At 37.7% G+C, this 24,335-nt stretch carries 20 protein-coding genes and 1 tRNA gene; 15 read left to right on the top strand and 6 right to left on the bottom strand.

Translation table 11 applies throughout. The annotated features are described in order from the left end of the window. Nucleotides 1-138 precede the first annotated feature (138 nt). Nucleotides 139-411: a hypothetical protein gene (locus tag CXF85_RS21990; RefSeq protein WP_101230787.1), complete on the bottom strand. Its 273-nt coding sequence runs from the start codon at nt 409-411 to the stop codon at nt 139-141. A 349-nt stretch (nt 412-760) separates the two neighbouring features. Between CXF85_RS21990 and CXF85_RS21985 the strand changes: the two genes are divergently transcribed. The 3 genes from CXF85_RS21985 (at nt 761) to CXF85_RS21975 (ending at nt 3,207) form a co-directional block, all read left to right on the top strand. After that, nucleotides 761-1,387, top strand: a complete 627-nt coding sequence (locus tag CXF85_RS21985) for a DUF1326 domain-containing protein (RefSeq protein WP_101230786.1) — start codon at nt 761-763, stop codon at nt 1,385-1,387. Next, nucleotides 1,380-2,144 carry a DUF2182 domain-containing protein gene (locus CXF85_RS21980; protein ID WP_198555736.1) on the top strand — a complete coding sequence of 255 codons (765 nt, stop codon included), beginning with the start codon at nt 1,380-1,382 and terminating at the stop codon, nt 2,142-2,144. The genes CXF85_RS21985 and CXF85_RS21980 overlap by 8 nt, the downstream gene beginning before the upstream one ends. Before the next feature lie 514 nt (nt 2,145-2,658). After that, on the top strand, nt 2,659-3,207 hold the full coding sequence (locus tag CXF85_RS21975) for a hypothetical protein (protein WP_101230785.1): 549 nt from the start codon (nt 2,659-2,661) through the stop codon (nt 3,205-3,207). Nucleotides 3,208-3,374: 167 nt separating this feature from the next. Here the strand turns inward: CXF85_RS21975 and CXF85_RS21970 are convergent, their stop codons facing one another. Continuing rightward, complete coding sequence (locus CXF85_RS21970; RefSeq protein WP_101230784.1) at nt 3,375-3,785, bottom strand: PACE efflux transporter; 411 nt, start codon at nt 3,783-3,785, stop codon at nt 3,375-3,377. Nucleotides 3,786-3,823: 38 nt separating this feature from the next. On the opposite strand from CXF85_RS21970, the gene CXF85_RS21965 reads away from it, so the two are divergent. The 11 genes from CXF85_RS21965 (at nt 3,824) to CXF85_RS21915 (ending at nt 13,160) form a co-directional block, all read left to right on the top strand. Then, nucleotides 3,824-4,789 (top strand): LysR family transcriptional regulator, encoded by a 966-nt coding sequence (locus tag CXF85_RS21965; protein WP_101230783.1) that lies wholly within the window; start codon nt 3,824-3,826, stop codon nt 4,787-4,789. Between the two features lie 404 nt (nt 4,790-5,193). After that, complete coding sequence (locus tag CXF85_RS21960; protein ID WP_101230782.1) at nt 5,194-5,376, top strand: hypothetical protein; 183 nt, start codon at nt 5,194-5,196, stop codon at nt 5,374-5,376. A gap of 254 nt (nt 5,377-5,630) precedes the next feature. Beyond that, the gene (locus tag CXF85_RS21955) at nt 5,631-6,473 is read left to right on the top strand and encodes an AraC family transcriptional regulator (protein WP_101230781.1); all 843 of its coding nucleotides are present in this window, start codon (nt 5,631-5,633) and stop codon (nt 6,471-6,473) included. 46 nt (nt 6,474-6,519) lie between these two features. After that, nucleotides 6,520-7,260: an AzlC family ABC transporter permease gene (locus tag CXF85_RS21950; protein ID WP_101230780.1), complete on the top strand. Its 741-nt coding sequence runs from the start codon at nt 6,520-6,522 to the stop codon at nt 7,258-7,260. Then, entirely contained in the window at nt 7,253-7,597 is a 345-nt protein-coding gene (locus CXF85_RS21945; protein WP_101230779.1) for an AzlD domain-containing protein, read from the top strand. The genes CXF85_RS21950 and CXF85_RS21945 overlap by 8 nt, the downstream gene beginning before the upstream one ends. A gap of 216 nt (nt 7,598-7,813) precedes the next feature. After that, a tRNA-Ser gene (locus CXF85_RS21940) sits at nt 7,814-7,904 on the top strand. 122 nt (nt 7,905-8,026) lie between these two features. Further along, a complete protein-coding gene (locus CXF85_RS21935; RefSeq protein ID WP_232771303.1) occupies nt 8,027-9,484 on the top strand; it encodes an acyloxyacyl hydrolase in 1,458 nt (485 codons plus the stop codon). A gap of 160 nt (nt 9,485-9,644) precedes the next feature. Then, on the top strand, nt 9,645-10,829 hold the full coding sequence (locus tag CXF85_RS21930) for a tetratricopeptide repeat protein (RefSeq protein ID WP_101230778.1): 1,185 nt from the start codon (nt 9,645-9,647) through the stop codon (nt 10,827-10,829). Continuing rightward, entirely contained in the window at nt 10,826-11,806 is a 981-nt protein-coding gene (locus tag CXF85_RS21925) for a M20/M25/M40 family metallo-hydrolase (RefSeq protein WP_101230777.1), read from the top strand. Before CXF85_RS21930 ends, CXF85_RS21925 begins: the two co-directional genes overlap by 4 nt. A 200-nt stretch (nt 11,807-12,006) precedes the next feature. Next, complete coding sequence (locus tag CXF85_RS21920; protein ID WP_101230776.1) at nt 12,007-12,474, top strand: disulfide bond formation protein B; 468 nt, start codon at nt 12,007-12,009, stop codon at nt 12,472-12,474. A gap of 44 nt (nt 12,475-12,518) precedes the next feature. After that, nucleotides 12,519-13,160 carry a DsbA family protein gene (locus tag CXF85_RS21915; RefSeq protein ID WP_101230775.1) on the top strand — a complete coding sequence of 214 codons (642 nt, stop codon included), beginning with the start codon at nt 12,519-12,521 and terminating at the stop codon, nt 13,158-13,160. A 108-nt stretch (nt 13,161-13,268) separates the two neighbouring features. On the opposite strand, the gene CXF85_RS21910 is transcribed toward CXF85_RS21915, so the two are convergent. From CXF85_RS21910 to CXF85_RS21895, 4 genes are all read right to left on the bottom strand, one after another. Continuing rightward, nucleotides 13,269-14,159, bottom strand: a complete 891-nt coding sequence (locus CXF85_RS21910) for a LysR family transcriptional regulator (RefSeq protein WP_101230774.1) — start codon at nt 14,157-14,159, stop codon at nt 13,269-13,271. Between the two features lie 87 nt (nt 14,160-14,246). After that, the gene (locus CXF85_RS21905) at nt 14,247-15,968 is read right to left on the bottom strand and encodes a Na+/H+ antiporter NhaC family protein (RefSeq protein WP_101230773.1); all 1,722 of its coding nucleotides are present in this window, start codon (nt 15,966-15,968) and stop codon (nt 14,247-14,249) included. Between the two features lie 297 nt (nt 15,969-16,265). Further along, nucleotides 16,266-17,477 carry a sodium/glutamate symporter gene (gltS, locus tag CXF85_RS21900; protein WP_101230772.1) on the bottom strand — a complete coding sequence of 404 codons (1,212 nt, stop codon included), beginning with the start codon at nt 17,475-17,477 and terminating at the stop codon, nt 16,266-16,268. 127 nt (nt 17,478-17,604) lie between these two features. Next, nucleotides 17,605-18,882, bottom strand: a complete 1,278-nt coding sequence (locus CXF85_RS21895; RefSeq protein ID WP_101230771.1) for a diaminopimelate decarboxylase — start codon at nt 18,880-18,882, stop codon at nt 17,605-17,607. 630 nt (nt 18,883-19,512) lie between these two features. On the opposite strand from CXF85_RS21895, the gene CXF85_RS21890 reads away from it, so the two are divergent. Next, nucleotides 19,513-24,270, top strand: a complete 4,758-nt coding sequence (locus CXF85_RS21890) for an NAD-glutamate dehydrogenase (RefSeq protein WP_232771302.1) — start codon at nt 19,513-19,515, stop codon at nt 24,268-24,270. Nucleotides 24,271-24,335 lie beyond the last annotated feature (65 nt).

Below are 24,335 nucleotides of genomic sequence, written 5' to 3'. Positions count from 1 at the left end.
AATATAGGGCTAGCGCTCAATAGCTACCGTAATAAATGTTAGTCACTGCATCCATTATTATAGATCAAGTGGGTCTAATCTTATAAAAAGCATAGTTTGTGCTTATGTTTTTATCTAAGGGAGCTTATACGAAGTTGATTATGTCGCTTTATTATCGAAACAGCCTTTTAGCGAGAACAGCATGCCTTTTTTAAGTCCATCAACATACCACTGTGATCTAAAGGTCCCTTCGGCTTTTTCACCGCGCATAATACCGCTAGCGGCATAACGGAATTGAGTAGGGTTTTCTTTTACTTGTTGGCACATGGCACGATTCTTTACTTGATAGCCCTTCGCAAAACCAACAGGCCATTGACCACCAACAAAGAGTAATGTTATCACTGTAATTAATGCAATTTTACCTTTTTTCATTGTACTCACCCTATCAATTATATTTTCAAACTTAAGAGACAACATCATACGTCTTTATAATTAGTGATACTTAGCCATATACGCCAAAAAAGAAGCAATCTACGCCATAGTAGCTTAGGTACTATGAATATAGGGCTTTGCCGATTTCTCGGTTGGAACTGGAACTACATAAAGGACCTATCATGGATAGTCGGTCGAACATTTGGCCTTTTAATGTAGATTATTTTTAGATATAGCCATAACTTTGTTAACAAACAGCGTTTATGAACAAAGGTTATAACCCCATAACCTTAACGCTATAGCTTTCAACTATACTTATTTCAGCGTTATTTTAACGATGGAGCAAATTATGTCTAACGAATATCCTTGGGCTTTGTCTATGCATCAAATAGAAAGCTGCAATTGTAGTCACGGGTGTGGTTGCCAATTTTCGGGTTTTCCCGATAGTAAAGATGGCAGTTGTGAAGCTATTCTCGGTTTTAAGATAATTAAAGGCCATTATCAAGATTTAGATCTTTCGGGTTTAAAAATGGTTTTTGTCGCCATGTGGCCAAAAGCTATTCACCAGGGTAATGGTAAAGGCGCTTTGTTTATAGACAATGCCGCCAATGAAGCACAAGTCACTGCACTTGCTACCATAATGTCTGGACAAGCCGGAGGTATGCCTGTTGAAGCTATAGCCTCAACTTTTACTGAATTTGAAGGGCCTATCGTATGTGATATAGATATGGACCCACAAGATCATACTTCAACAGTTTCTATTGCAGGAGTACTCGAGATGGGACAAGTTCCCTTGATTAACCCTGTAACTGGCGAAGAAAATCACGTACATATTAGCTATCCTGAAGGTGGTTTTATGTGGAATGATGGTTTTATAGGAACAACGTCGGTATTAAAAATAAACCGTGGTAACTTGGCTTTTGATTATCAAGATACTTTTGCCGCCAAAGCTATCTCAAACTGGCCCAATGCCTGATAGTCCCCGAAAGAATCCCCTTGAACATATTTGTTTTGCTGCTCGCATTCAGCGAGCAGCCATTTCTACCACGATATTAATCGCAATATTAGCTAGCTGGTATTATATGCTTTATGACATGAGCATGAATATGGCTCCGGTTGCTATGTGGTCAGCATTTGATATTTCGTTACTTATAATGATGTGGGCCATTATGATGGCAGGTATGATGTTGCCATCAGCGCTCCCAGTTATTATGTTAGTCGAAAGCATTAATAAGAAACGTAAAACCAATGGACTCAGCTACACACCAACCTTATTTTTTACGCTTGGATATTTACTTACTTGGTGTTTTTATAGTTTACTCATTGCCATTTTACAGTACGCTTTACACCATCTTGAATTACTTAATAACATGATGGTAAGCGATAATAATATTTTCAGTGCGGGATTACTCATTATTGCAGGAAGTTATCAATTTTCGTCATTTAAGCAGCGTTGTTTGAATTTATGTCGTTCACCATTATCACTCATAGCGAGCGAATGGCGTGAAGGTATTTTAGGAGCACTAACTTTAGGTATAAAACACGGTAGTTATTGCTTAGGTTGTTGCTGGTTTTTAATGGCTCTGCTTTTCGTTGCAGGGGTTATGAATCTAACTTGGATTTTAATTCTAACCCTAGTCGTTTTAGTTGAAAAGCTAGCACCTAATGGAGAATGGCTAAGTAAAATATTAGGCTTAGCGCTGGTTATTTATGGTATGAGCTACCTGATATAAACTATTGTTGCCTAGTTATATTGGCCCATTACAGCTATAAAGTCAGTCCGGTATTAAATCTTAGCGTAAAGTTGTGTCAAGTTATGTATTCGTTTATATAGCGTTACAAATCATCCCTCATTCATAATAAAAGTCACTCGTTTTCTTGATAAGTGAGTACTACGCTTATGGGGTATATTAAAAATCACGCTATTTACAATCAGCAAGAAAGTAGCTTAAGCAAGGTGTTTTAGTACTATACCCGTACCACATGAATATCCAGGACTTAGTTGGAATTATTAACGCTTTTAGGTAAGGCATTGGTTGAAGATAATGGTTGTTCTCTTGTCGAAATCAATAACGTCACATTAAACGTTTATAAGCCAGTCCTTTGGGGAAGCCTGAGTATCTTCAAGTGGAGCGGGTATATAGGAGGTTTTTTCTTCTATAAAGTCATTGAATATCTTCAGTATGCGTATTTACTTAATCATTGCTCAGTTTTATGTCAGTAGCATAATCAAATAGGAGATATGACATGAGACGCGAGTACTTTTTAGCTGAGTCTTTAGACGATGTAGATAAGGCGGCATCCATATTACATAACCAATTACACATCAATGGAAATAATATTCATGTGATTAGTAATGATAGACAAGGTATTAAACAACATCATTTGCATGAAGGAAGCATTATAGATAAATCCGATTTAGTACGCGGTGGTGAACACGGCGCATTGTTGGGGATAATGATGGGGATAACCGGTTGCACTATTCTTGTGGTTAGCATGCCCTTTTGGGGGGAGACTGAACTGATCAAACAAGTTGTATTAGTACTTACCTTGTTTGGTTCATTGATGGTTGGTTGCTGCATTGGCTCATTCGTTGGTTTACTGCATGTTAATTATAAAATTTGCCGATTCAATGAAGATTTAACAAGCGGTAAGTCGTTAATGTTAGTCGATTCAAATGAACTTGGAATAATCAAACGGGCACTAGAAAAACAGCCAATCATCGATAAAGGTGAAGGCAGTAGCTTTATTTTTCCCTTTGATGAATTCGAGAACCAACCCCGATTGATCGGTTAAACACTTTGCTACTCATAACTTAAATGAAGTAGTAAACAGCAGAGCGTCAGGCGATTTATTCTGACACTGTGCTATATATACTCGTCGCCATCCAAAGTGCTCAAGCACTTTGAAACTTGCATCTTGAATGGTAACGGCTATAAGTAGTTCAGAATTTATCTATTAACTCAGGTCGAAACTAGCCGATGTTTTGCCAGATCGTAAGCCCAGTTGTATATAATAGCGAATACCATAAAGAATATAATCATGCCCATATCCAAAATTAGCGCTGTAATAAGGTCCATATTAAGTATCCACATTATTGCCGGCAGGGTAGTGAATAACAATCCTAGTTCAAAGAACAAGCCATGCGCTATACGTAAAGTGAGGGTTCGCTCAATTCTGTTAGTACCGAATTTTTTATCAAACATCAGGTTGTAAACGTAGTTCCAACACATTGCCGTTAGACTCAACCCAATCGCTAAACCGGTCATATTGCCCATATCCACATCACTGAATAGGCTTCCCAGCGGGATAAGTAAGCTTAACGCGACTATTTCAAAAAATAGGCTATGAAAAATACGCTCTTTGGTCGACATGATAATTTACTCCAAATTTATTGTGTTTAAAAAGTACTTTGAAAAAATTTTCTAAAAGAATTGCTTATTATTGTATTAGAAATTACGATGTTGAAAAGTTAATAACTATCGGTTTTATAGATATGTTGAGTTTACAACAACTGAAAGCGTTTGTTATGTGTGCCGAGCTAGGTTCATTTTCTGCTGCCGCACGAAGATTAGGTAAAGCACAATCGGTGATCAGCCAAGCTATCGCAAACTTGGAAATTGATTTAGGTCAGCCACTGTTTGACAGAAATACACGAAAACCAACGTTAACTGAACAGGGCCAAAAATTACTGGCCCATGCACAAGCAACAGTGCTGCAATCACAAGAGCTTGAATTTGCAGCTAAGTCATTGGCAACAGGCAATGAAAGCGAACTCCGTATAGTGGTTGATCCTGCACTGTTATTGCCCCAATTATATGAGTTATTAGAAGTATTCTGTCAGCATTTTCCTGCGACAAGTTTGATTTTGAATGTCGCTAACAGCGATGACATACCCAATATTATCAACAAACAAGATGCTCAGTTTGGTTTGATGTTAATTGATGGTTCGATGCCGGCGGGTGTTGAGCTAGGCTTACTTGGCCAATTACCCTTTTATGTTGTAGCGCATCCTAACCATCCTCTAACTCAGGTCAGTAGTGTTACTAGATCCGATCTTGCTAAATACAGACAACTGCTAGTACGTAGTGCCGAAGGAAATATGCCTGTATTTCTCCCTGAAATTTCCCCGAAAAAATTCTGGTCTAACGATTTTGAAGCATTGAAACATATGGCTGAACATAATTTTGGTTGGTGTTACTTACCAGCTCATATGGTCGAAGCATCAATGAAATCAGAAAAACTAGTACGCTTGCCCGTTAGCTTTGATATTAAAACGTGGACCATACCCGTAGATAGAGTGATGCCCATTAATACATCAAAAGGACCAGCTTTACAGTGGTTGGCTGAAGCATCTGAAAATCTTTTTAGTTCGTGAATTTCGAGATTTTCACTCGTTATTACAGCAAGTATTTGCAACACTTATTGTTGTCCTTGATTCGTCTTACCGATAAAGGTAACAGAGTTTATGAAATTTAATTTTATATTTGTCTTCGTAATAAATTAATAGTTTTTATTACAGTCAACAACTCAAGTCGTTTCTTATAATATGTTTTGAATGAATACTAGCGCTAGTATTGCTAGTATTGCTAGTATCTAGATAGTTAAAAATAGAAAAACACAATAGCGCTGAGCGGTATAGCAATCCATTGTTCTTACTGTGAATAATTTGCAATATTTTCCAATAATCACTATCTAAATCAGTCAATGTGTTGTTTGCTCTCATTTTTACCGAAAATAATGGTATAGTCAGTTAAAATAATTCAATAAAGCGGAGTAGAAATGCGGATCAAATTAACCCAAGACCTAGTATGTGGACCTGACACTTGTTTAATTGGTGAGGAATACGAGGCCGTATTGATATTACCTCGTTCAACAACGGTAGAGTTTGTTGCTAGTTCAGGTAGAAAAATCAGAGCATTTAGTTATGAATACGTAAAAGTAACGTCTGAAACTAACACCTAGTCAAATAAGTCCATGGCCATTAACACTAAGTCTGCATTTTGATAATGAAACTTAATTACTAACGGCTCGACAACTGAATTGAAAAATTAAACGTACAAAATTACCCAATGGGTCGCTTTGTACGTTTATTTTTTTACTAAAATCATCACCACATCCTTCTGTCGATTAATCCAGTGCTATTCACGTCATAGAATATGTAAATAATTAATAGCAATATTGTACTGTTTTTTAAGAATGGAATTTACTTGTTAGCTATGGATAATAAAACAAAGGAAAAAGCTAATTTTACTATTGCCAATGCCTTTGATGGTATTGAAATAGTTCACGCCGATTATAAAGGCCAAGAATTCTCTAAACATGTGCATGAAGGTTACACCATTGGTGTGATTGAAAAAGGGGCACAACGCTTTTATCGCAGTGGTGAAATCCATACTGCTGATACCAATTCTATAATCTTGGTTAATGCTGACGATGTTCATACGGGTGAGTCTGCTACACCTGAAGGCTGGCAGTATAGGGCTATGTATCCTCTACCAGAGCATTTTGAAAATGTTTGCCTTGATCTCTACGAAGGGAAAAAATGTGCACCGTATTTCAGTTCATCTGTCATTAACGATGCTTTACTCACTGAACAATTAAGATTGTTGTTTAATCAAGTAGATAACAACGCTTCTAAGTTACTAACAGAAACTATCCTGTATAGCTTAATGTTAAGATTAACCTTACGTCATTCCTCACTACGCCATGTGCCAAAAGATATTTCAGGCAGCAAAGAAAAGCTCATTCGGGTAAAAGAATATTTGGATTTCTATCCAGCGGAAGATATATCGTTGAAACAATTGGCGGTGATAGCGGGATTAAGTCAATATCACTTCATTCGGCAGTTTAAAAAAATGTTCGATCTTGCGCCTCATGGTTACCAGATACAGGCGAGATTAAAAAAAGCTAAAACCTTACTTAAAGCTGGCGTGAAGCCCGCTATGGTTGCAACCGACTGTGGCTTTCATGATCAAAGTCATTTCAATAGACACTTCAAAAAAGCACTAGGTACCACGCCAAGCAAGTTTCAAAAACAAGCAATTTTGTACAAGAACTAATAACGCTTACCCTTTACACTCGTTAAATAAATTGAAGGAGTGTTATATGCCAAGTAGAACTGTTGTCGTGACAGAGTCTGTATCAAGTGATGTTAAAATAATGAATCGGGGTATTGTCGATATTTTCCCTCTTGCACTCGCTACCGTGCCTTGGGGAATACTTTGTGGTTCATTAGCAATCACTGTAGGTCTCACGCCTTTACAAGCTCAGTTAATGTCTTTGTTAATATTTGCTGGCGCGGCACAATTAGCAGCACTGACTATTATGGGCTCTGTCGGTTCGTTATCTGCAATGTTTTCTTCAACATTTGTCATCAGTTCCCGACATTTACTTTATTCAGCAGTATTTAGAGAACACGTTAGAAAAAGCCCTTTAGGCCTGCGTTGCACTATTGCCTTTTTTCTAACAGATGAAATGTTTGCAGTAACTTGTGCTTATATGGAAAAACATAAAAGCTTCAGTGCCGTTTACGCGTTAAGTTCCGGCATTACATTTTACCTCATTTGGAATATTTCAACCTTTGCTGGCATCGTTGCGGGTCAGTACATCCCCAATTTAGAGCATTTAGGGCTTGAGTTTGCCATTGCGGCAACATTCATTGCCATAGTTATCCCGAGTATTAAAAATAGATCTACTTTGGTATCCGTTGTTAGTAGCGGTTTAAGTGCCATTATACTTTCAATATTTTTGGAAGAGTATGCACTGATCGTAGCAACCTTTATTGGTATGTTTTGTGGGTACTTAACCAATGATAATCAGCAAAACAAGGAAAAAAGTAATGAATAACTTCTGGTTAGCTTTACTGGGCATGACATGTATCACATTTTTTTGTCGATTCTTATTTTTTTCAAAAACCGTATCTTTTGAACTTGGCCCCAAAGTAAAAAGAGTACTCAGCTATACAGCTCCTTCTGTTATGACAGCTATGTGGGTACCGATTGTTTTTCTTGGACATCAAGATAGTAGTGGTGATTTTATTACTAGCCCATTTTTAATAGCAGGTATGGCAACGGTAGCATTTAGTCTTCTAATGAAAAATACCCTAGCGGTTGTTGTGTTTGGCATGGGGGTTTTTGGGTTGTTGAAGATTTTTTATAATTCAATACAGTCAGTTCTGTCGTAGTGAAAATATGACCAAAAGTAATGAAGATGTTTTAGTTTTACAACAACAAAGTAAAAGTGATGTTTTTAAGCGCAATTTGCTTTTAAAATACTCTTTTTGCATACGGCTATAAATTTATTTAACAAATTATGCATTTAACGCTTTACAAATAGGCCTCCAGTAATTAGAATCTGCCCACTTTTGAGGAATAGCGAAATCTTTCTCTAAAAGTAACTTGGTGAGATGGCTGAGTGGTCGAAAGCACTGGTCTTGAAAACCAGCAAGGATTTGTAGTCCTTCTAGAGTTCAAATCTCTATCTCACCGCCACATTTAAAGAATCCGCTAATCGAAAGATTAGCGGATTTTTGCTTTACAGCGTTTAAAATAAAAAGCAAAGTGATTGCTTCTAATAAAGTGATTGAACAGCGTTAATACTTAAGGACTTTCACGTGACTATTCTGGAAATGAATAAAATTACCGATAAAGCAAATACTAATCCAATGAAACGTATTGCTTTGGTCGTATCATTCGCAATATCTTGTTTATTACCTAGCCAATCATTTGCTCAAGACACAACACCTGAACGTTCTAGTGAGTCCCAGCAGGCAACAAGTGAAATTCAACTTAGTCCCGCAATTACCACTGAAAACCTCGATGAAATTTATCGAGAAATGGCGACTAATAGCCGTTTTGAGAATTTAACACCAGCCCCTGATTTTTTTCAATCACCTTATCAACTATCAATATTTTCGCCACAAAATGGTGAAGACAGCGAAAGACTTTGGTCACAAACACGTTCGATTTTTGCTTACGGTTTTGGTGTTATCGGTTTAATCGCTTTATTACCAGAAGATATATCGAACTGGGATAAAGAAGAAGGCGTTTTCAATAAATGGACTGACAACGTGAAATCTGGGCCTGTATGGGACAGAGACACGGGCATGTTAAACCTTATTGGTCATCCTTATTTTGGTGGCGTTTATTATCAGGTAGCCCGTAAGTCAGGCTATCGCCAGTGGGATTCCTTCATATACTCAACCCTTATGTCGACTTTCTACTGGGAATACGGCATTGAAGCCTTTGCTGAAGTACCTTCCATTCAGGATCTTGTGATTACTCCTGTACTCGGTTGGGCCTACGGTGAATGGGCTTTCAATACTGAAATGGATATTAGAGAAGAGGGTGGTGATGTATGGGGCTCAAGTATTCTTGGTAGCACTGCATTATTCTTTCTCGACCCCGTTGATAGTATGAGTGTTGGCATTAACAATATGTTTAATAAAGAAATTATCAGAGCTGGTACCGGTTTTGTAAGTTTCAATGAAATTCCTTACGGTAATTCAGGTCAAACTGATAGCCAGATAAACTTTAATATGTCATTGCAGTTAGGTGATGGTGGACATTACACGCCTAGGAAAATCAAAAGATCAACTCGAGCTGATGATCCTATTGATACCGGTATAATTGGCGTAAGTTATGGTGTAGGTCAAACCCAGCTAGATGATTTATGGGACGTTGAGGGTGACACGACAACTGAGTACAGCTTAGGTTTGTATTTTACCCGTCAATTTTCAGGTAGGGTAACTTATTCTAAAGGTAAGTTTACTGACGGTTTAAGCGCTACCGAAATTAACTATGAAAACTATAGTTTAGACAGCCAATTCTATTTCAATAGCGACAATAACATCAGACCGTACCTAACGGCAGGCTTTGGTGAAACGTTGTGGGCAAGAGATATTGAGACTAAAAGGTTCCAAGTCAATGCAGGTGTTGGCGCACATTATAAGATTAATAGTAATTTTGCCTTACAATTAGATTGGCGTTTTTATCACAGTGCCAATGCTAATACTTCAGATCATAATACCAGCTTACGCTTAGTTTATTTTTTAGGTAATGGTGAGAGATAACTAGTTTGGTATTACGTCAGGCTTTATACACTTTTAAATTTGAATAATTAAAAATACTGCATAAATTGTAATCAAATATGAATAGTGAGCTACCTAATTAGCAAGTTATTCATATTTGTCTTACGCTAAGATCATTCCTTGTTGTTCTGTTGGAGTGATCATGAATACTAGATTTTATAGCCTTTTACTTTGTTTCCCGCTTTTGCTTGCTTGCCAAAGTAATCAAAACGTCCACGTTAGCCAAGTCACTTCACCAATAAATTTATACTTAGACAGTGACTATATCTCCTTAGATCCTGTTCATATCGAAACAGAAGAAGAAATTTTCCAACTTGATAATGAAATGATCGCTATGGTTCAAGCCAAGTTAATAAATAACTTAAACGCTCAACAAAAATCCCAAATTTTACTTAAACATCTGTTTAATGACGAGAATGTTGCGTTAACTTATAGCGGTAACGCCAATGTTACTGCGAGTCAGGCTTATCATGGTAAAGTAGCCAATTGCATGTCACTTACCATTCTAGCGTATGCCTTGGCAGATGAAGCAGGCATGAATATAAGTTTCCAAGAAGTGGAAGTACCTGAGTACTGGGTGCGTAATGGGCAATATAACTTACTAACGGGTCATGTAAATTTATTAGTAAAAGAAAGTGATGATGTGAATAGGCGTATTGTATGGGGACAAAAAAATACTAAAATAGACTTCGATCCCTTTGTCGCTAAGAAAAGATTCCCATCACATGAAATTACCAAAAAAACCTTATTAGCGATGTTTTATAACAATAAAGGTGCAGAGGCGCTGGTTGAAAAAAATTACCCGCTGGCTTATCAATACCTGAAACAAGCAACACTCACTGATAATAACTTTTCATCAGCTTGGGGAAATCTAGGCATTCTATATAAATTTTCTGGGCAGTTAGACATGGCTGAAAAAGCCTATGATTATGCCATTAGTTTAGATCGTGACAACCTTACTTCATTAGGGAATTTAGCCTTGTTACTCAATAAACAAGACCGTAGAAGTGAAGCACTACCTATTGAAGAATATATTCACAAGGTTAGGGTAAAAAACCCTTATTATCACGCATTACTGGGTAATGAAGCCTTTTTTAATAAGTCTTATCAACAATCCATAAAGCATTATAAAAGAGCCATTGAGCTTGATGATGAGCAACATGAATTTTTCCTAGCCTTAGCAAAAATTTATTACATGCAAGGTAAGTTAGTTTCTTCTAGGAGGGCAATGAAACAAGCGCTAGCACTCTCTAAAACAAAAGATACTACAAAACTGTATATCGCTAAGTTAAACTTTCTTAAAGTCCAAGAGACAGCACACAATTGAAGATAATAAGCTTTAAAATATCGATTTTATTGATTACCTTTTTTCAGCTCGCTTTAGTGTGGGGGTCAACTAACCCGTTACCCTCATCTATCTTGAGTGAGTCTGACTCAACCGTACTTGAACATTTGCAGGTCTTATCTTCAGATGAATTTTTGGGTCGTAAATTTGCTAGTAAAGGCAGTGTTAAAAGCCAGTCATATTTAGTTGCTACGCTTACTGACCTTAACGTTGCTGCATTTAAAAAGAGTTATCGACATAGTTTTGAAAAATCTGGTTTTTTTCAATCTGAGCAGGGCACTAATATCATTGCCTATATACCTGGGACTGACCATGTAGATGAATACATTGTGCTCAGCGCTCATTATGATCACCTCGGCATTAAACGTAATAAAGTTTATAACGGTGCCGATGATAATGCCTCTGGAACGGCTGCTTTATTGCACTACGCTAAACGGTTAGCAAAAAAACCGTTAAAATACAGCGTCATTTTATTATTTACTGATGGTGAAGAGGTAAACTTATTAGGTGCTAAAGCTTTTATTGAACAGCAGAAAAATCTACTGAGTAAGGTCAAACTGAACATAAACTTAGATATGATTGCAGGTAGTAAGCGGACTAAAAAATTACGTTTTATTAGTCGGAATCTTCCACAGATACTATCCCCGGATAACCTCAGTGAATTATCTAAGCTACAACAGGAATTTAAAACTAACTCGTGTGCCCATTTAACCGCTGGTTTCAGAAACCGAAGGAGTTCTGGTTCAAGTCTTACTAGAACCAATTGGCTTATGGCAAGCGACCATGGCGTTTTTAATAAAGCGGGCATTCCCATTCTATATTTTGGTGTTGGTACCCATAAAAACTACCACAGTGAGTTAGATGACTTCGACAATATCAATAAAATTTTTTATTTAGCTGCGATCGATATTATTTTTCAACAACTTATCTACATAGATACTGCAATGTCTGCAGGTTAAATAGCTAATCGTGAAATACCTGACCTAAAACAAACTCTTCGTTAATTTCTATAAAATCTTTAAAAACCCTACAGATAACAGCTATCAAAAATTGTTACTATTCAATACAGGGACAACTCATTGGTAACAAATAGTCATATATTTAAGGCTCCCCAATTAGGTATAATATGTACTCATTTATATTGGATAGATAAAGGCAAATGAAAAATATAAAAACAGCAGACACTGAAACGAATCACAGTTGGAATTTACTATTTGTCGCATGGATATTAGCGACAAGTGGCACCTTAATTAGCCTGTTTTTCAGCGAAATAGTGCAGTTACCCGTTTGTGTCTTGTGTTGGTATCAACGTATTGCGCTTTACCCCTTAGTGATTATGTTGCCTTTGGCATTGTTTCCTTTTGATGTTAGCGTTATTCGCTACGTTATGCCATTGGTATTATTTGGTTGGTTTTTTGCGTTATTTCATGTGTTGGTGGTTGCTGGTATTATCCCTGAAGCAGCACAGCCGTGTACACTTGGCGTACCCTGTTCTGAAACCCACTTTACCTTACTCGGATTTTTAAATATTCCGGTGATGTCTTTGATCACTTTTTCTCTTTTGGGGCTATTACTGATACTGACTAAAAAATCATTCATCAAAAACACAGAACAAATCAATCATTAGAAGATAAGTTCGACAATTAACTAGGATATTTACTTGGAATAATCATGAATAATAAAACTCTTTTTATCGGCGTTGCAGCATTTATAACTATTATCTTTATTGCTGCGGTTGGGGTATACAAAAGTAAACAACCCTCAACAATAGCGAATGAACAATTACCGGCATTAGAACGTATTAATGCGCCAACTAAAGGTGGTAACAAAGCTAAAGTGACTATTGTCGAGTTCTTTGACCCTGCGTGTGGTACTTGTAGTCAATTTTACCCATTACTTAACAATCTAGTTAAGAAGTATCAGGGTAAGGTTAACGTTGTTATGCGTTATGCACCATTACACCAAGGCTCTGAAGATGTTGTTAAAATGCTAGAGGCTGCTCATTTACAAGGAAAATTCTGGCCAGCACTTGAAGTGTTATTTGCTAACCAAGAGCGCTGGGTAGAACATCATGTATCAAATCCAACCAGTGCGTTAGCGGGTATAAAAACGTTAAAACTAGACCATGATCAACTTGATAGCGATTGGCAAAGCAGTAAAGTCGCTAAAATTATTGCACAAGATATTCAAGATGGTAAAACGTTACAAGTACGCGCGACACCACAGTTTTTTGTTAATGGAAAACCTTTAGTTGTGTTTGGTTATCAAGAGCTTGTTAACTTAGTTGAAGAAGCGGTTGCTGAGGTTTATTAATTAAAGCATTAAGTAGATCATTCAACATTAAAGGAGTACAAATATAACGCTTATTTGTACTCTTTTTTATTTTATAGCTAACTGATTAATTGAATAGTTTACTAGTACTTAAGTCGCCTTATTAGAAAACTCAGCAGTTAAATAAGTAAGAAACTCTTCACTGACTTTAGGCAGACTTTTACTTTCAAGATATAAGCCTTTCACTGGGAAGGTTAATGGCGGATCAAAAGACGCTATAGCGGTATTGTCTGATAAATTTCCTTCAGCGGTAAAACGATCTACTACGCAAATCCCAACCCCTTGTGCGACTAGTCTGGCAGCAATAAAATACGTTTGTACTTTTATTAATGCTTCAAGGCTGATGTTGTCTTGCATCATTCGAGTCCATAGCAAATCTGCTAACGGACCACTGTCACCAATATCTATATATTCAAAGTCTTTTAGTTGACTTAACGTCAACTTTTTAGGGCTGTCAGGAAAGCTCTCTTTCGGATAAACAATAACTAACTCTGATTGAGCTAACTCAATTGAGGTGATGCCAGGCATAATGTTGGGCGCAAATAATATCGCTAGATCACATTTATGCTCTAACAACGTTTGCATAACCGCATCGTTATGTACAGTTTGCACGTTGAAGTTTACCTGATGATGTTTTTGATGATATTTTGCGATGGCACTTGGAATAACATCAAAGCCCAATGCAGGGCTGCCAGCAATATTTATTTGACCGTACTCTGATTTTTTAATGTTCTCGGCAGTATTTTTTATCGAGCGCATCTGTTGGTATATTTTATCGACTTCATCAAAAAGCATCTCTGCTTCATCTGTTGGCGTCAAACGGCCTTTAACCCGTTTAAATAAGTCAAAACCAAGCTGCATTTCGGCATGGGATAATACTTTACTGACGGAAGGCTGCGAAACGTGTAATATTTTTGCCGCATTGGTAATTGAGCCCGTGGTGTAAATGGCGTGAAAAATCTCAATATGTCTTAAGCGCATTTTTAATCCTAAGTTTTTTCAATGTTAAGTGATTATTATAATAAAGTTTAGTTAAAGCTCAGTTAAAGCGATTAACTAAGCACGTCTTTAAGCAAACAGGTAAACGGTTAATGTCCATAAGCAAGCCGCAAATGTTGCAGCAAACGTTGCTGGCACTAATTGTGATTTTACATGGTCCATTAAGTCACAGCCGGTGGTCATAGCACTGAGTATAGTCGTATCAGAAATCGGTGAGCATTGATCACCAAAGACACTACCGTTAAGGACCGTAGCAAAACAAACCATCATGTAAATTTCTGGGTTCTCTAGCCCTTGAGACTGACAAACAGCCCAAGCTAATGGCATGGCTAATGGAAAGGCGATGGCATAAGTTCCCCAACTTGTGCCGGTAGAAAAGGCAATAACCATAGTAATCAACTGTAATATTAAGGGTAAAATCCAATAAGGTAATTGCTCACCGAGTTGCGAGACCAAATATAAGCCCCCACCAATTTCTTTACTGATGCTACCGATAATAACGGCTAACATTAATATCACCGAAGCCAGAACTACACCTTTTAAGCCATTGCCAAAGCCATCAATAAGATTTGTTAATGACATGCCCTTGGCTAATGCAATACCCGCAGACAATAATAAGGCGGTACCAAAAGCCCAATTGATCTTAGGTGAGCCTAAAAAGATAAAGGTGAATACTGCAATAGCGATTAACGTGACTAAGGGTAAAACAAACTCTAATACATGGGGGTTATATCCTGATGGCACATCACAGTGCTGTAGCTCTTTTGCACTTAACGGTCTTGCACCATGAGCGTCTAGCTGGCCAGTTGTTAAGGCTCTTTGATGGGCATCTCTAATTCTTTTACCTGAAAACATGGTGATGTTTACACTTAATAATAAAGTACCTAGTACGGCAAAGAGGGCATAAAAACTAAAAGGGATACTGCTAAAAAAGAAGTTTAATCTATCGGTTTCTGTTGCTAAAAAGGAAACGCCAGGAACAAATATTAACGCTTGAACATAGGCTGGCCAGGCATTAAAGGCAATAATAGTTGCTATAGGGGAGGCGGTAGAATCGACAATGTAGCTCATTTCTTCATGGCTCACGTTAGCTTTATCCGCTAAAGGTCTTACGGTGGTACCCACTAATACAGTGCTCATAGTGCCACCTTGAAAAAATAGAATACCAAGGAACCAAGAAATCACTTTAGCTGAGCGCGGTCCTCTAACGTAGTGCAGTGTCATATAGTTAGCAAAGGCCTGTGCAGCACCTGTTTTAGACCAAATACCTAATAGGCCACCCAGCAACCATAAATAGAGTAACAGTAACGCGGCGGTGCCTTCTTTGGCTAAACTGGGAATGATAACGGCATCAGTTAAATCATATTGGCCTAACATTAATGAGCCAACCACTATACCGCTGAATAGCGAGGTAAGCGGCTCTCGAGTTAGTAAACATAAAGCAATGGTTATGAAAGCGGGCAGTAGCGACCATAATCCAAAATGAAAAGCAGGTTTAAGTAGTGTTATTTTATCGGCAGGGTCTGAAACCCATTGTTGTGCTAATAAGGGATCGTCAATGAGCTTATTTAAATTTTCTTGTCTAAGTGGTGATTGTTGATAAGGCACAATAGCTGAAATAAGAACTTCTTTACCTTTATATATATAGGCAGGGCTACCTGAATCTGTTTGGTAAGTATCATAAACATAAGATTGCTCCAGCCAGGTTTTATTCACTGAATTACCAACAAACATTGCAGCAAATAAGCCAAATATAACAATGACTAAGGCAAGGGTATTATTGTTACTCATTACTGTAACCCTCGCAGATCAGGATTTTATGGTGTTCAATCATTCTTTTGCCCGTTGTAAGCTAATCTAAAATATAAAAGTCGGCGAAATATAGCATGAGTATTATGATTTTAGATCTAAGTTATAACCTAAGGTTATAGGATAGACTTAAGTAGATAAAGCAAGTAATGATTTTATTTTGTAATTTTAACAAAGCCATCTAGATAACTGGTTTATAAAACAATATTCGTTGCTTTATAGACCACATCGTTCATCCAAATGGCATGTTTACCGTTAGTTATTATTGGTAATTATTAACTATGGGCTGACAAAAGGCAGACTCAAGTAGAGCTGAATAACCAACGCATTGGTAATATCGATAAAGAATGCACCAACTAATGGCACAACTAAGAAAGCCTGCGGTGAAGGACCATGTCTAGCGACAAGAGATTCCATATTGGCTACTGCCGTTGGCGTAGCACCTAAACCAAAGCCACAATGACCACCAGCAATAATAGCGGCATTATAATTTTTTCCCATCACTCTAAAAGTAATAAAATAGGCAAACATCATTAACATGGCTGTTTGGATCAAAATTATCACCACCATAGGGCCAGCTAAGCTCGCTAATTGCCAAACTTTTAATGACATTAACGCTAACGCTAAGAAAATAGAAAGCGCCATTGTTCCCCATAAATCTATACAAGCTCTGCTGATAGTGTACCGTTTAGATACTTCACATAAGTTGGTGGCTATTACACCAAATAATAACGGCATTAAAAAAGCGGGTAAGACAATATCAGCTTCTTTTAAGCTAAGGTAAACAACATGACCAACCGTCATACACAATAAGATGAAAAATAAGGTTTCCATCATTTTTTTCGGCGTCACTAAATCATGATCTTCAGGGTTAAATGTTACTATGTCATCGAGTTCTTCATGATATTCATCGGCTTTAAGGTTATAACGGGTAATAAGTCTTTTACTCACGGGGCCGCCAACTAAGCCGCCTAAAACCAAACCCATTGTTGCAGCAGCCATAGCAAGTTCAAAGATATTAGCTGGCATATTATATTCAGTAATGAATAAGTCAGCGTACGTTGCACCATTACCGTGACCACCTGATAAAGTGACTGAGCCGCCAATTAACCCCATTAATGGGTTCATCCCAGTTCCCATTGCAATTGAAACGCCAATAGCATTTTGTACGAGTAAGTATACGGTTGCCACACCTAGAAATAAGACAACTTTAGGACCGCCTTTGAGTAGCAGTGAATAACTAGCACCTAAGCCGACAGTGGTAAAAAATACTGTCATAAGGGGATTTTTGAAACTCATATCAAAATTAAAGTGAAGGTCAAAAAAGGAGTGAGCGATAGCGGCTAATATTGAGAATAGTATGCCGCCAACAACAGGTTCAGGAATGTTGTTATTTCGTAAGAATGATACTTTGCTATTACAATAATATCCTGAAAAAAGAATGATAAGTGCTACCACCAGCGTTTCAAGAATACTGACATTTATTTCCATGATTAAACTCACTTTATTGTTATGAGCCTAATCAAGCCGCACATGTTAATCGGTGCTCTATAAAGGGCTTGAATAGGCTATTTTAGTATGAGGATTTTTTATGTGTTTAAGCGAACATAAAAATGATTTACATTTTGTTTAAAACATCTTCAAGGGATTCGCCTTTACGGATAGTTTTGATGGTTAGGTCATCATCGTTACCGCTTACCGTGTAAACAGCCACTCGTGGTAAACTGTTATAGTCGAAGTGATTGGTAAAATAATAGCCGCCAGTATCGTGCACCATAACGTAGTCATTACGTTCTAGCTTTGGTAAGGCTTGATTACTACATATAAGATCACCGGCAAAGCAGCAGGGGCCTGCTACATCGGTGGTTACTATTTCGGAAGTCTGTTCGCTTCTTTCTACACCGTCAGAGGTATATCCAGTGACTCTTATCGGCCATGATTTCGGTAAAAAAGCGGTGCGGGTTATTATTTGTGCGCCAGCATGTGTTGTTGCAATATGACGTCCGCCAGAGTTTTTAGTGTATTCAACGCGCGTGATGATAACGCCATTTTTAGCAACAATTGCGCGGCCAAATTCAGTTTTTACTTGATACTTGTTGGTAAACAATAACGGTACTTCAGCTTCTAATATATCAGCGTAATCTTGAAAGCTTGGCTTAACGACTTCAGAACTAAAATTAACCGGTAAACCGCCGCCTATATCTAATCGCGTTATTTGTTGAACACCGATAAGGTCATTTATTTCTTCAGCCAATTCAGTAATTATTTTTATACCATTGGCCATTAACGATAATTCACAACCCTGAGAGCCAGAGTGGGTATGAATACTCTTTAACCAGGGACGATTTTTATAAATATTGATGAGTTCGTTACGGTTATCGCCGTCTACTAGGGCATAACCAAACTTAGAGGTAGCGGTAGCCGTGCTGGTTGAGCCTATCTTGCCACCACCAATTTGTGGATTAACGCGAAAACCTATCACTGAGGTACTTTCAGGATATTCAAGCATTATGGCATCAATTCGCTCAAGTTCCTGTAGATTGTCAATGTTCAATGCTATGCCATTTTTTATACAAGTGCGTAAGTCCTGAATCGTTTTAGCTGGAGAATCAAAAATAATATTCTCAGCTGAAAAACCGGCGGTAAGGGCTATTAATAGCTCTCCCGGACTAGCAACTTCAGCGCCCATGCCATATTCACGTAACGGCTCTAATACTTTAACTAACGCATTGGCTTTAACCGCAAAGGTATGGAAAAAGTTAGCGGGGAAGGCTTGATAAGCGTCATTCACTGTCTTACGCAAACCATCTAAATCCATTATGCCAATAGCAGTTAAATTATTATCAATAATTTGATCGTTAATAGCCGTTTTAATTATATTTTGTTTTCTGGTCATATTGGTATCTTATAGATTAAGGGAACATGCCACTGTTGCAATAGCAGATGATTCTTTGTCGATACCTTTAAGATAATGTAGCAAGGTGTAAATGGACAATAGTTAAACTTTGCTAGGTAATAGCTTTGGGTTATGTACTTAAGGAGTCGTGTTGGTAATGGCCTAATCGATTACTGGCGCAGTGATTTTCATCGTAAGTCGAGTGCAACGTTTGGTTATACCCTTATCAAAAAAATGAATTTGCCTGTAAAAGCGGCACTAGCTACGCTTTTACATACACCAATTGAATTCATTATATGAACACTTGGTGTAATACCTCTCCCAGAAGGGAAAGGCTCTTTAAACCAAACGGATTAATTTATTGCTCAGCTTAGAGTTACATTAGCGAGCTTAAAACAAGCAAAATGAGTTAAACATAGTTAGTCTATATTTCATTCATTTTGTGCTGTTATAAGTTTGCTAATGAGCTCCCGAAGGGCGAGTTTAAAAGGCATATATGCGGCGTTATTGATTTTGACAAGGGAATAACCATTCTCTTCAATCAATGCCTTGCCTCTAAGCCTTTTAATTCTCACTAAGTGAGCAATAAATTAGTCCGATTGGTTTTCATACCAATTAAGGCAATTTATCGTGACTGTCGCTACTGATTTAGAATTATCTCGTTATATAAATGAAAGCTACCAGGAAGCAGATACCTCTGCTTTTGAACGTTTTTCTCAGCAAATGTTTAACAGCTTGCTCAGTGTTGATTTACAAATGTTATCAACACTACAACGTTATCAAACCGCCTTGTTATTATGGCAATCGTTCAATTGCCGTAGCACCAACGGAAATAAAGTTGTCATTGAGAATAAATTACTACCCGGTGACTTAGTTGAGGGATCAGTAATACATATTATTACTGATGATAAAGCCTTTATTGTTGATTCAATCTCAGCATTACTCATGGCTCAGGGATATAAAATTAATTTATTTTTACACCCTGTCGTTAATAGAGCGCAAATAAACACCGGTAATACATCAATAGCAGAAGGGGCTTCTACTGATGAGTCGATTTTATATATTGAACTTGCCAACCCGTTAGAGCCCACTGTGATTGTTGAACTAGTCGAAAAAATACAACAGCTCTTGGTCGATATTTCACAAGTCACTCAAGATTGGCCATTAATGATGGCAAAAAGTAAAAACATCAGCCATGCGTCAACTGACCTCGACGTTAAAACCAACGACACCGACGAGTTTTTATCGTGGCTTTGTCAGGGGAATTTTGTTTTTCTTGGTTATAACATGCAAGCAGTCAATACAAAAAGTACACTGGGTCTTATTCAAGACTGCTTCGGTATTTTTCATGATGATGTATCTGTCATCAATGAAGAGCTAACCCTGTCTGCAACAGAGTTTAGTCGTTTTATTGGGACCAGTAACTCACTAGTAGTTAGCAAATCAACGGTGAAATCAACGATACACAGACAGGATTATCTTGATTTAGTCAGCATTAAAGAATTTAGTAAACAAGGTGAACTTACTGCTATTCATCAGTTTGCCGGCTTATTCACCCAAGTTGCTAATAATCTCCACCCGAATAAAATCCCTTTTTTGAACGCAAAATTAGCGCAAGTTTTACAGCAACTTAATCTAAAACTAGATAGCCATGATTACCGTAATTTCAACCATATTCTCGCGGTTTTACCTAAACGTGAGTTATATGAAAGTAGTGTAGAGCAGCTACTTAACTTAGCAAAGAGCATACATAGCCTTAACGTGAGAAGTAATGCTGGTGTCTTTATCAGAGAAAATGACTTTAATGAGCAAGTTTCCGTATTAGTTTTTGTCTCTAAAGATGCATTTTGTACTGATTTACGCGATGAAATTGAAGACGAGTTATCAAGTACTTATCAAGGGGAGATTTTATCTCGTCGTTCAATGCTTAATGATAATTACCTCGCTCAATGGCATTTCATTGTTAAAAAAGGTACTGTTCTTAACCATGACATTGATGTATCCGCGCTGATCGCGAGCATAGAAACTAAGGCACAAAGCTGGAGTGAAAACTTAAGCAGCATAATCTCGCAGTTATGGGGCGCTAAGCAAGCCGGCCAGTTACACAAAAAATATGATAATGCCTTTTCAAAAAGCTATCGAGAACATTTTTCAGCCAGACAAGCCACCAAAGCAATAAAGAACATTGAAAGCTTAAGTCAAAAAAATCCTTACCAATTCCAAATTTATCGTTCTACGCAAGGTACAGGTAATGTGCTTACCTTAAATATTTATACTTTAGGGCAAAGCATTGCCTTGAGTGACTCTATTCCGATCCTAGAGCAGTTTGATTTTAGACCTCTGGATGAATTTAGCTTTAAAGTTAATTTTGCCAATAGTGATGCCAGTAGCAATATTTATAGCTATACCCTTGAGTATCCAGATACTGAAGCGGATATTGACGCGTTAAAACTCAATCTTGAACATGCATTGGCACAAGTTTGGGCGGGTAATATAGAAAGTGATGGTTATAACAAGTTATTGCTTTGTGCACATCTTGATATCAGACAGATTGTGATTATTCGTGCCTATGGCAAATATTTACGTCAACTAGGTCTGGGTTATTCAGAAGAGTACTTCCAACAAGCCTTGATTGATTACCCTAATATTGTCCATGGCTTAATCAACTTATTCGAAGCACGCTTTGCCTTAAGTAACGATAGCATTAAGCAACGACAAGCGGTAACCGAAGTCATCAAAGCTGAACTGATGGAAAGCCTCTCTACGGTTATAAAAATTGATCACGATAGAATCCTTCGTAACTTTATTGCTGCTATCTCGGCAACTGTAAGAACAAATTTTTATCAAGCCACCTCAACGGGAGAACAAAAAAAATACTGTTCCTTTAAAATTAAAAGTGGCGAAATTGATGATGCACCTCAACCTAGACCTTATGTTGAAACCTTTGTTTACTCTCCTCAGGTTGAAGGCGTTCACTTACGATTTGCCTTAGTTTCTCGTGGTGGTTTACGTTGGTCTGACAGACAGGAAGATTTTAGAACTGAAATATTAGGCTTAGTGAAAGCACAACAAGTTAAAAATGTCGTCATTGTGCCTCAAGGTGCTAAAGGTGGTTTTGTTCCTAAGCAGTTACCTGTTAATGGTTCCCGTGAAAGTGTGACGAAAGAAGCCATCAGCTGTTATAAAGTTTTTATCTCGGCATTATTAGACATCACAGATAATATTACCCCTGAGGGCATTGTTAAACCCAAAGATGTGGTTTTTTTTGATGGCGATGATAGTTACTTAGTCGTTGCAGCAGATAAAGGCACAGCGACATTTTCTGATATTGCCAATCAACTTGCAGATGAATACGGCTTTTGGCTCGGTGATGCTTTTGCATCAGGCGGTAGTGTTGGTTATGACCATAAAAAGATGGGTATAACCGCTAAAGGTGCTTGGGTATCAGTACAGCGACATTTCAATGAAATGGATGTTGATGTTCAACTAGATGAAATTAGTGTTATTGGTATCGGCGATATGTCTGGTGATGTCTTCGGTAATGGCATGTTATCTTCAAACACCATTAAGCTAGTGGCGGCTTTTGATCATCGCGATATATTTATCGATCCTAACCCTGATAGTGCAGTGAGTTATGTTGAACGAAACAGACTTTATAACCTTGAACGTTCTTCATGGCAAGACTACGATAAAGCGCTAATGTCTAACGGTGGTGGTGTCTTTAGTCGCTCGGTAAAATACATTAAATTATCGACAGAAACAAAACAATTACTCAATATTGATAACAAGGTAAAACAGTTATCGCCTGATGAGTTAATTCGTCATATTCTACTCTGCCAAGCCGATTTACTCTGGTTTGGTGGCATTGGTACGTATGTTAAAGCCAGTAGTGAAATCAATACTGAAGTAGGGGATAAGGCCAACGATCAACTACGGGTAAATGGCAATCAATTACGTTGTAAAGTTATTGGTGAAGGCGGTAATTTAGGTTGTAGCCAGCTTGCCCGAATAGAGTTTTCAAAAGGCGGTGGTAAAATCAATACCGATGCAGTTGATAACTCAGCCGGTGTTAATTGTTCAGACAGTGAAGTAAACATCAAAATTTTACTTAATGGCTTAGTCGATAACAAAATAATGACCAAAGTCGAACGTGATAATTTATTAGCCAGCATGACAGACGAAGTTGGCGTTATGGTATTACGTAATAATTATTATCAAGCGCAAGCGTTAAGTATTGATGAGGCGAATAGCCAATCTCACTTTGATAGTTTTACCCGCTTAAGCCAATATTTGGTGAATAGCGTCGGGCTAAACCGTGAGTTAGAGTACTTGCCTGATGATGAAGAGCTACAAGCGCGAAGTGTCGCACAACAAGGATTAACTAGACCTGAGTTAGCAGTATTGATGGCATATTCAAAAATGGATGTGCATGATGCTTTATTAGCTGAAGAGCACTTAATAACCGATGGTTATTTCGAAAAGTATTTGTTATCCGCATTTCCTGAAGTATTAGCCAAAGAGTACACTCAAGCTATTATTAATCACCCTTTAGCAAAACAAATTATTGCTACCAGCGTTGCGAATGAAATATTTAATCGCGGTGGCATACATGCGGTAAGAGAACAAACCGGCGCGACTATCGCTGAAATTGTTAAAGCCTTTATTATCGCTAAAGAAGTCTTTTCATTGGATAAAATTTGGCATGAAATTGAGTCATTACAAGGCCGTGTTTCTGCACATGTGCAAATAAAAATGATGATAGAGGTACAGCGTTTTTATCGTTTGATGGCCATTTGGTTTATCAATCATGCCAGCGTAGATGACAGCATTGAGACCATAGTGAGTCGCTATTCACCGGGAATAAATACCCTGCAACAACTTAATGGTGATGAAATTACCTTACCATTTTCGCCGGTTGACGAGTCTCTTTATCAACTTAACAATGAAGTAGATGGCTTAGTGCTCATTGATACCATTCATCAATTAAAAGTCTCGAGTGTGGTATTTTGTGACATCGTAAAAACAGCTTCAGAGCTTGGCTTATCGGTCACTGAAATACTGCCTTGTTATTGTAAGGTCAGTAAATTACTCGGTCTTGCTTGGTTAATTGAACAAACAGAAAAGGTGCAAGCCAAAGATCACTGGTCTCGATTATCTCGCTTTAGCTTATTACTTGATTTGTTAGAGTTTAGAGAAAAGTTAGTACTTAACGTACTCAAGGGCACCCAAGAGTCTTCTGCTGACATTGCTATTGATTTATGGGCCGCAAGCAAGAGCACAGAGTTAAATAGGGTGAATAGAGTGTTAGATGATTTAAAAGTCGCCGGTAAAGTACATATTGATAAACTTTACTTTGCTAATCGTCAACTAAGGACGTTAATCGCTTAATACCTTTAGTTCGCTAAACCTACAATAATCATTTCTTAATAACTGATTATTGATTACTGCAAAAA

This window comes from Colwellia sp. 75C3, from assembly GCF_002836255.1.
Classification (GTDB): domain Bacteria; phylum Pseudomonadota; class Gammaproteobacteria; order Enterobacterales; family Alteromonadaceae; genus Colwellia.
Note: the sequence above shows the minus strand (reverse complement) of the source record. Positions and strands in the feature narration are given on the sequence as shown.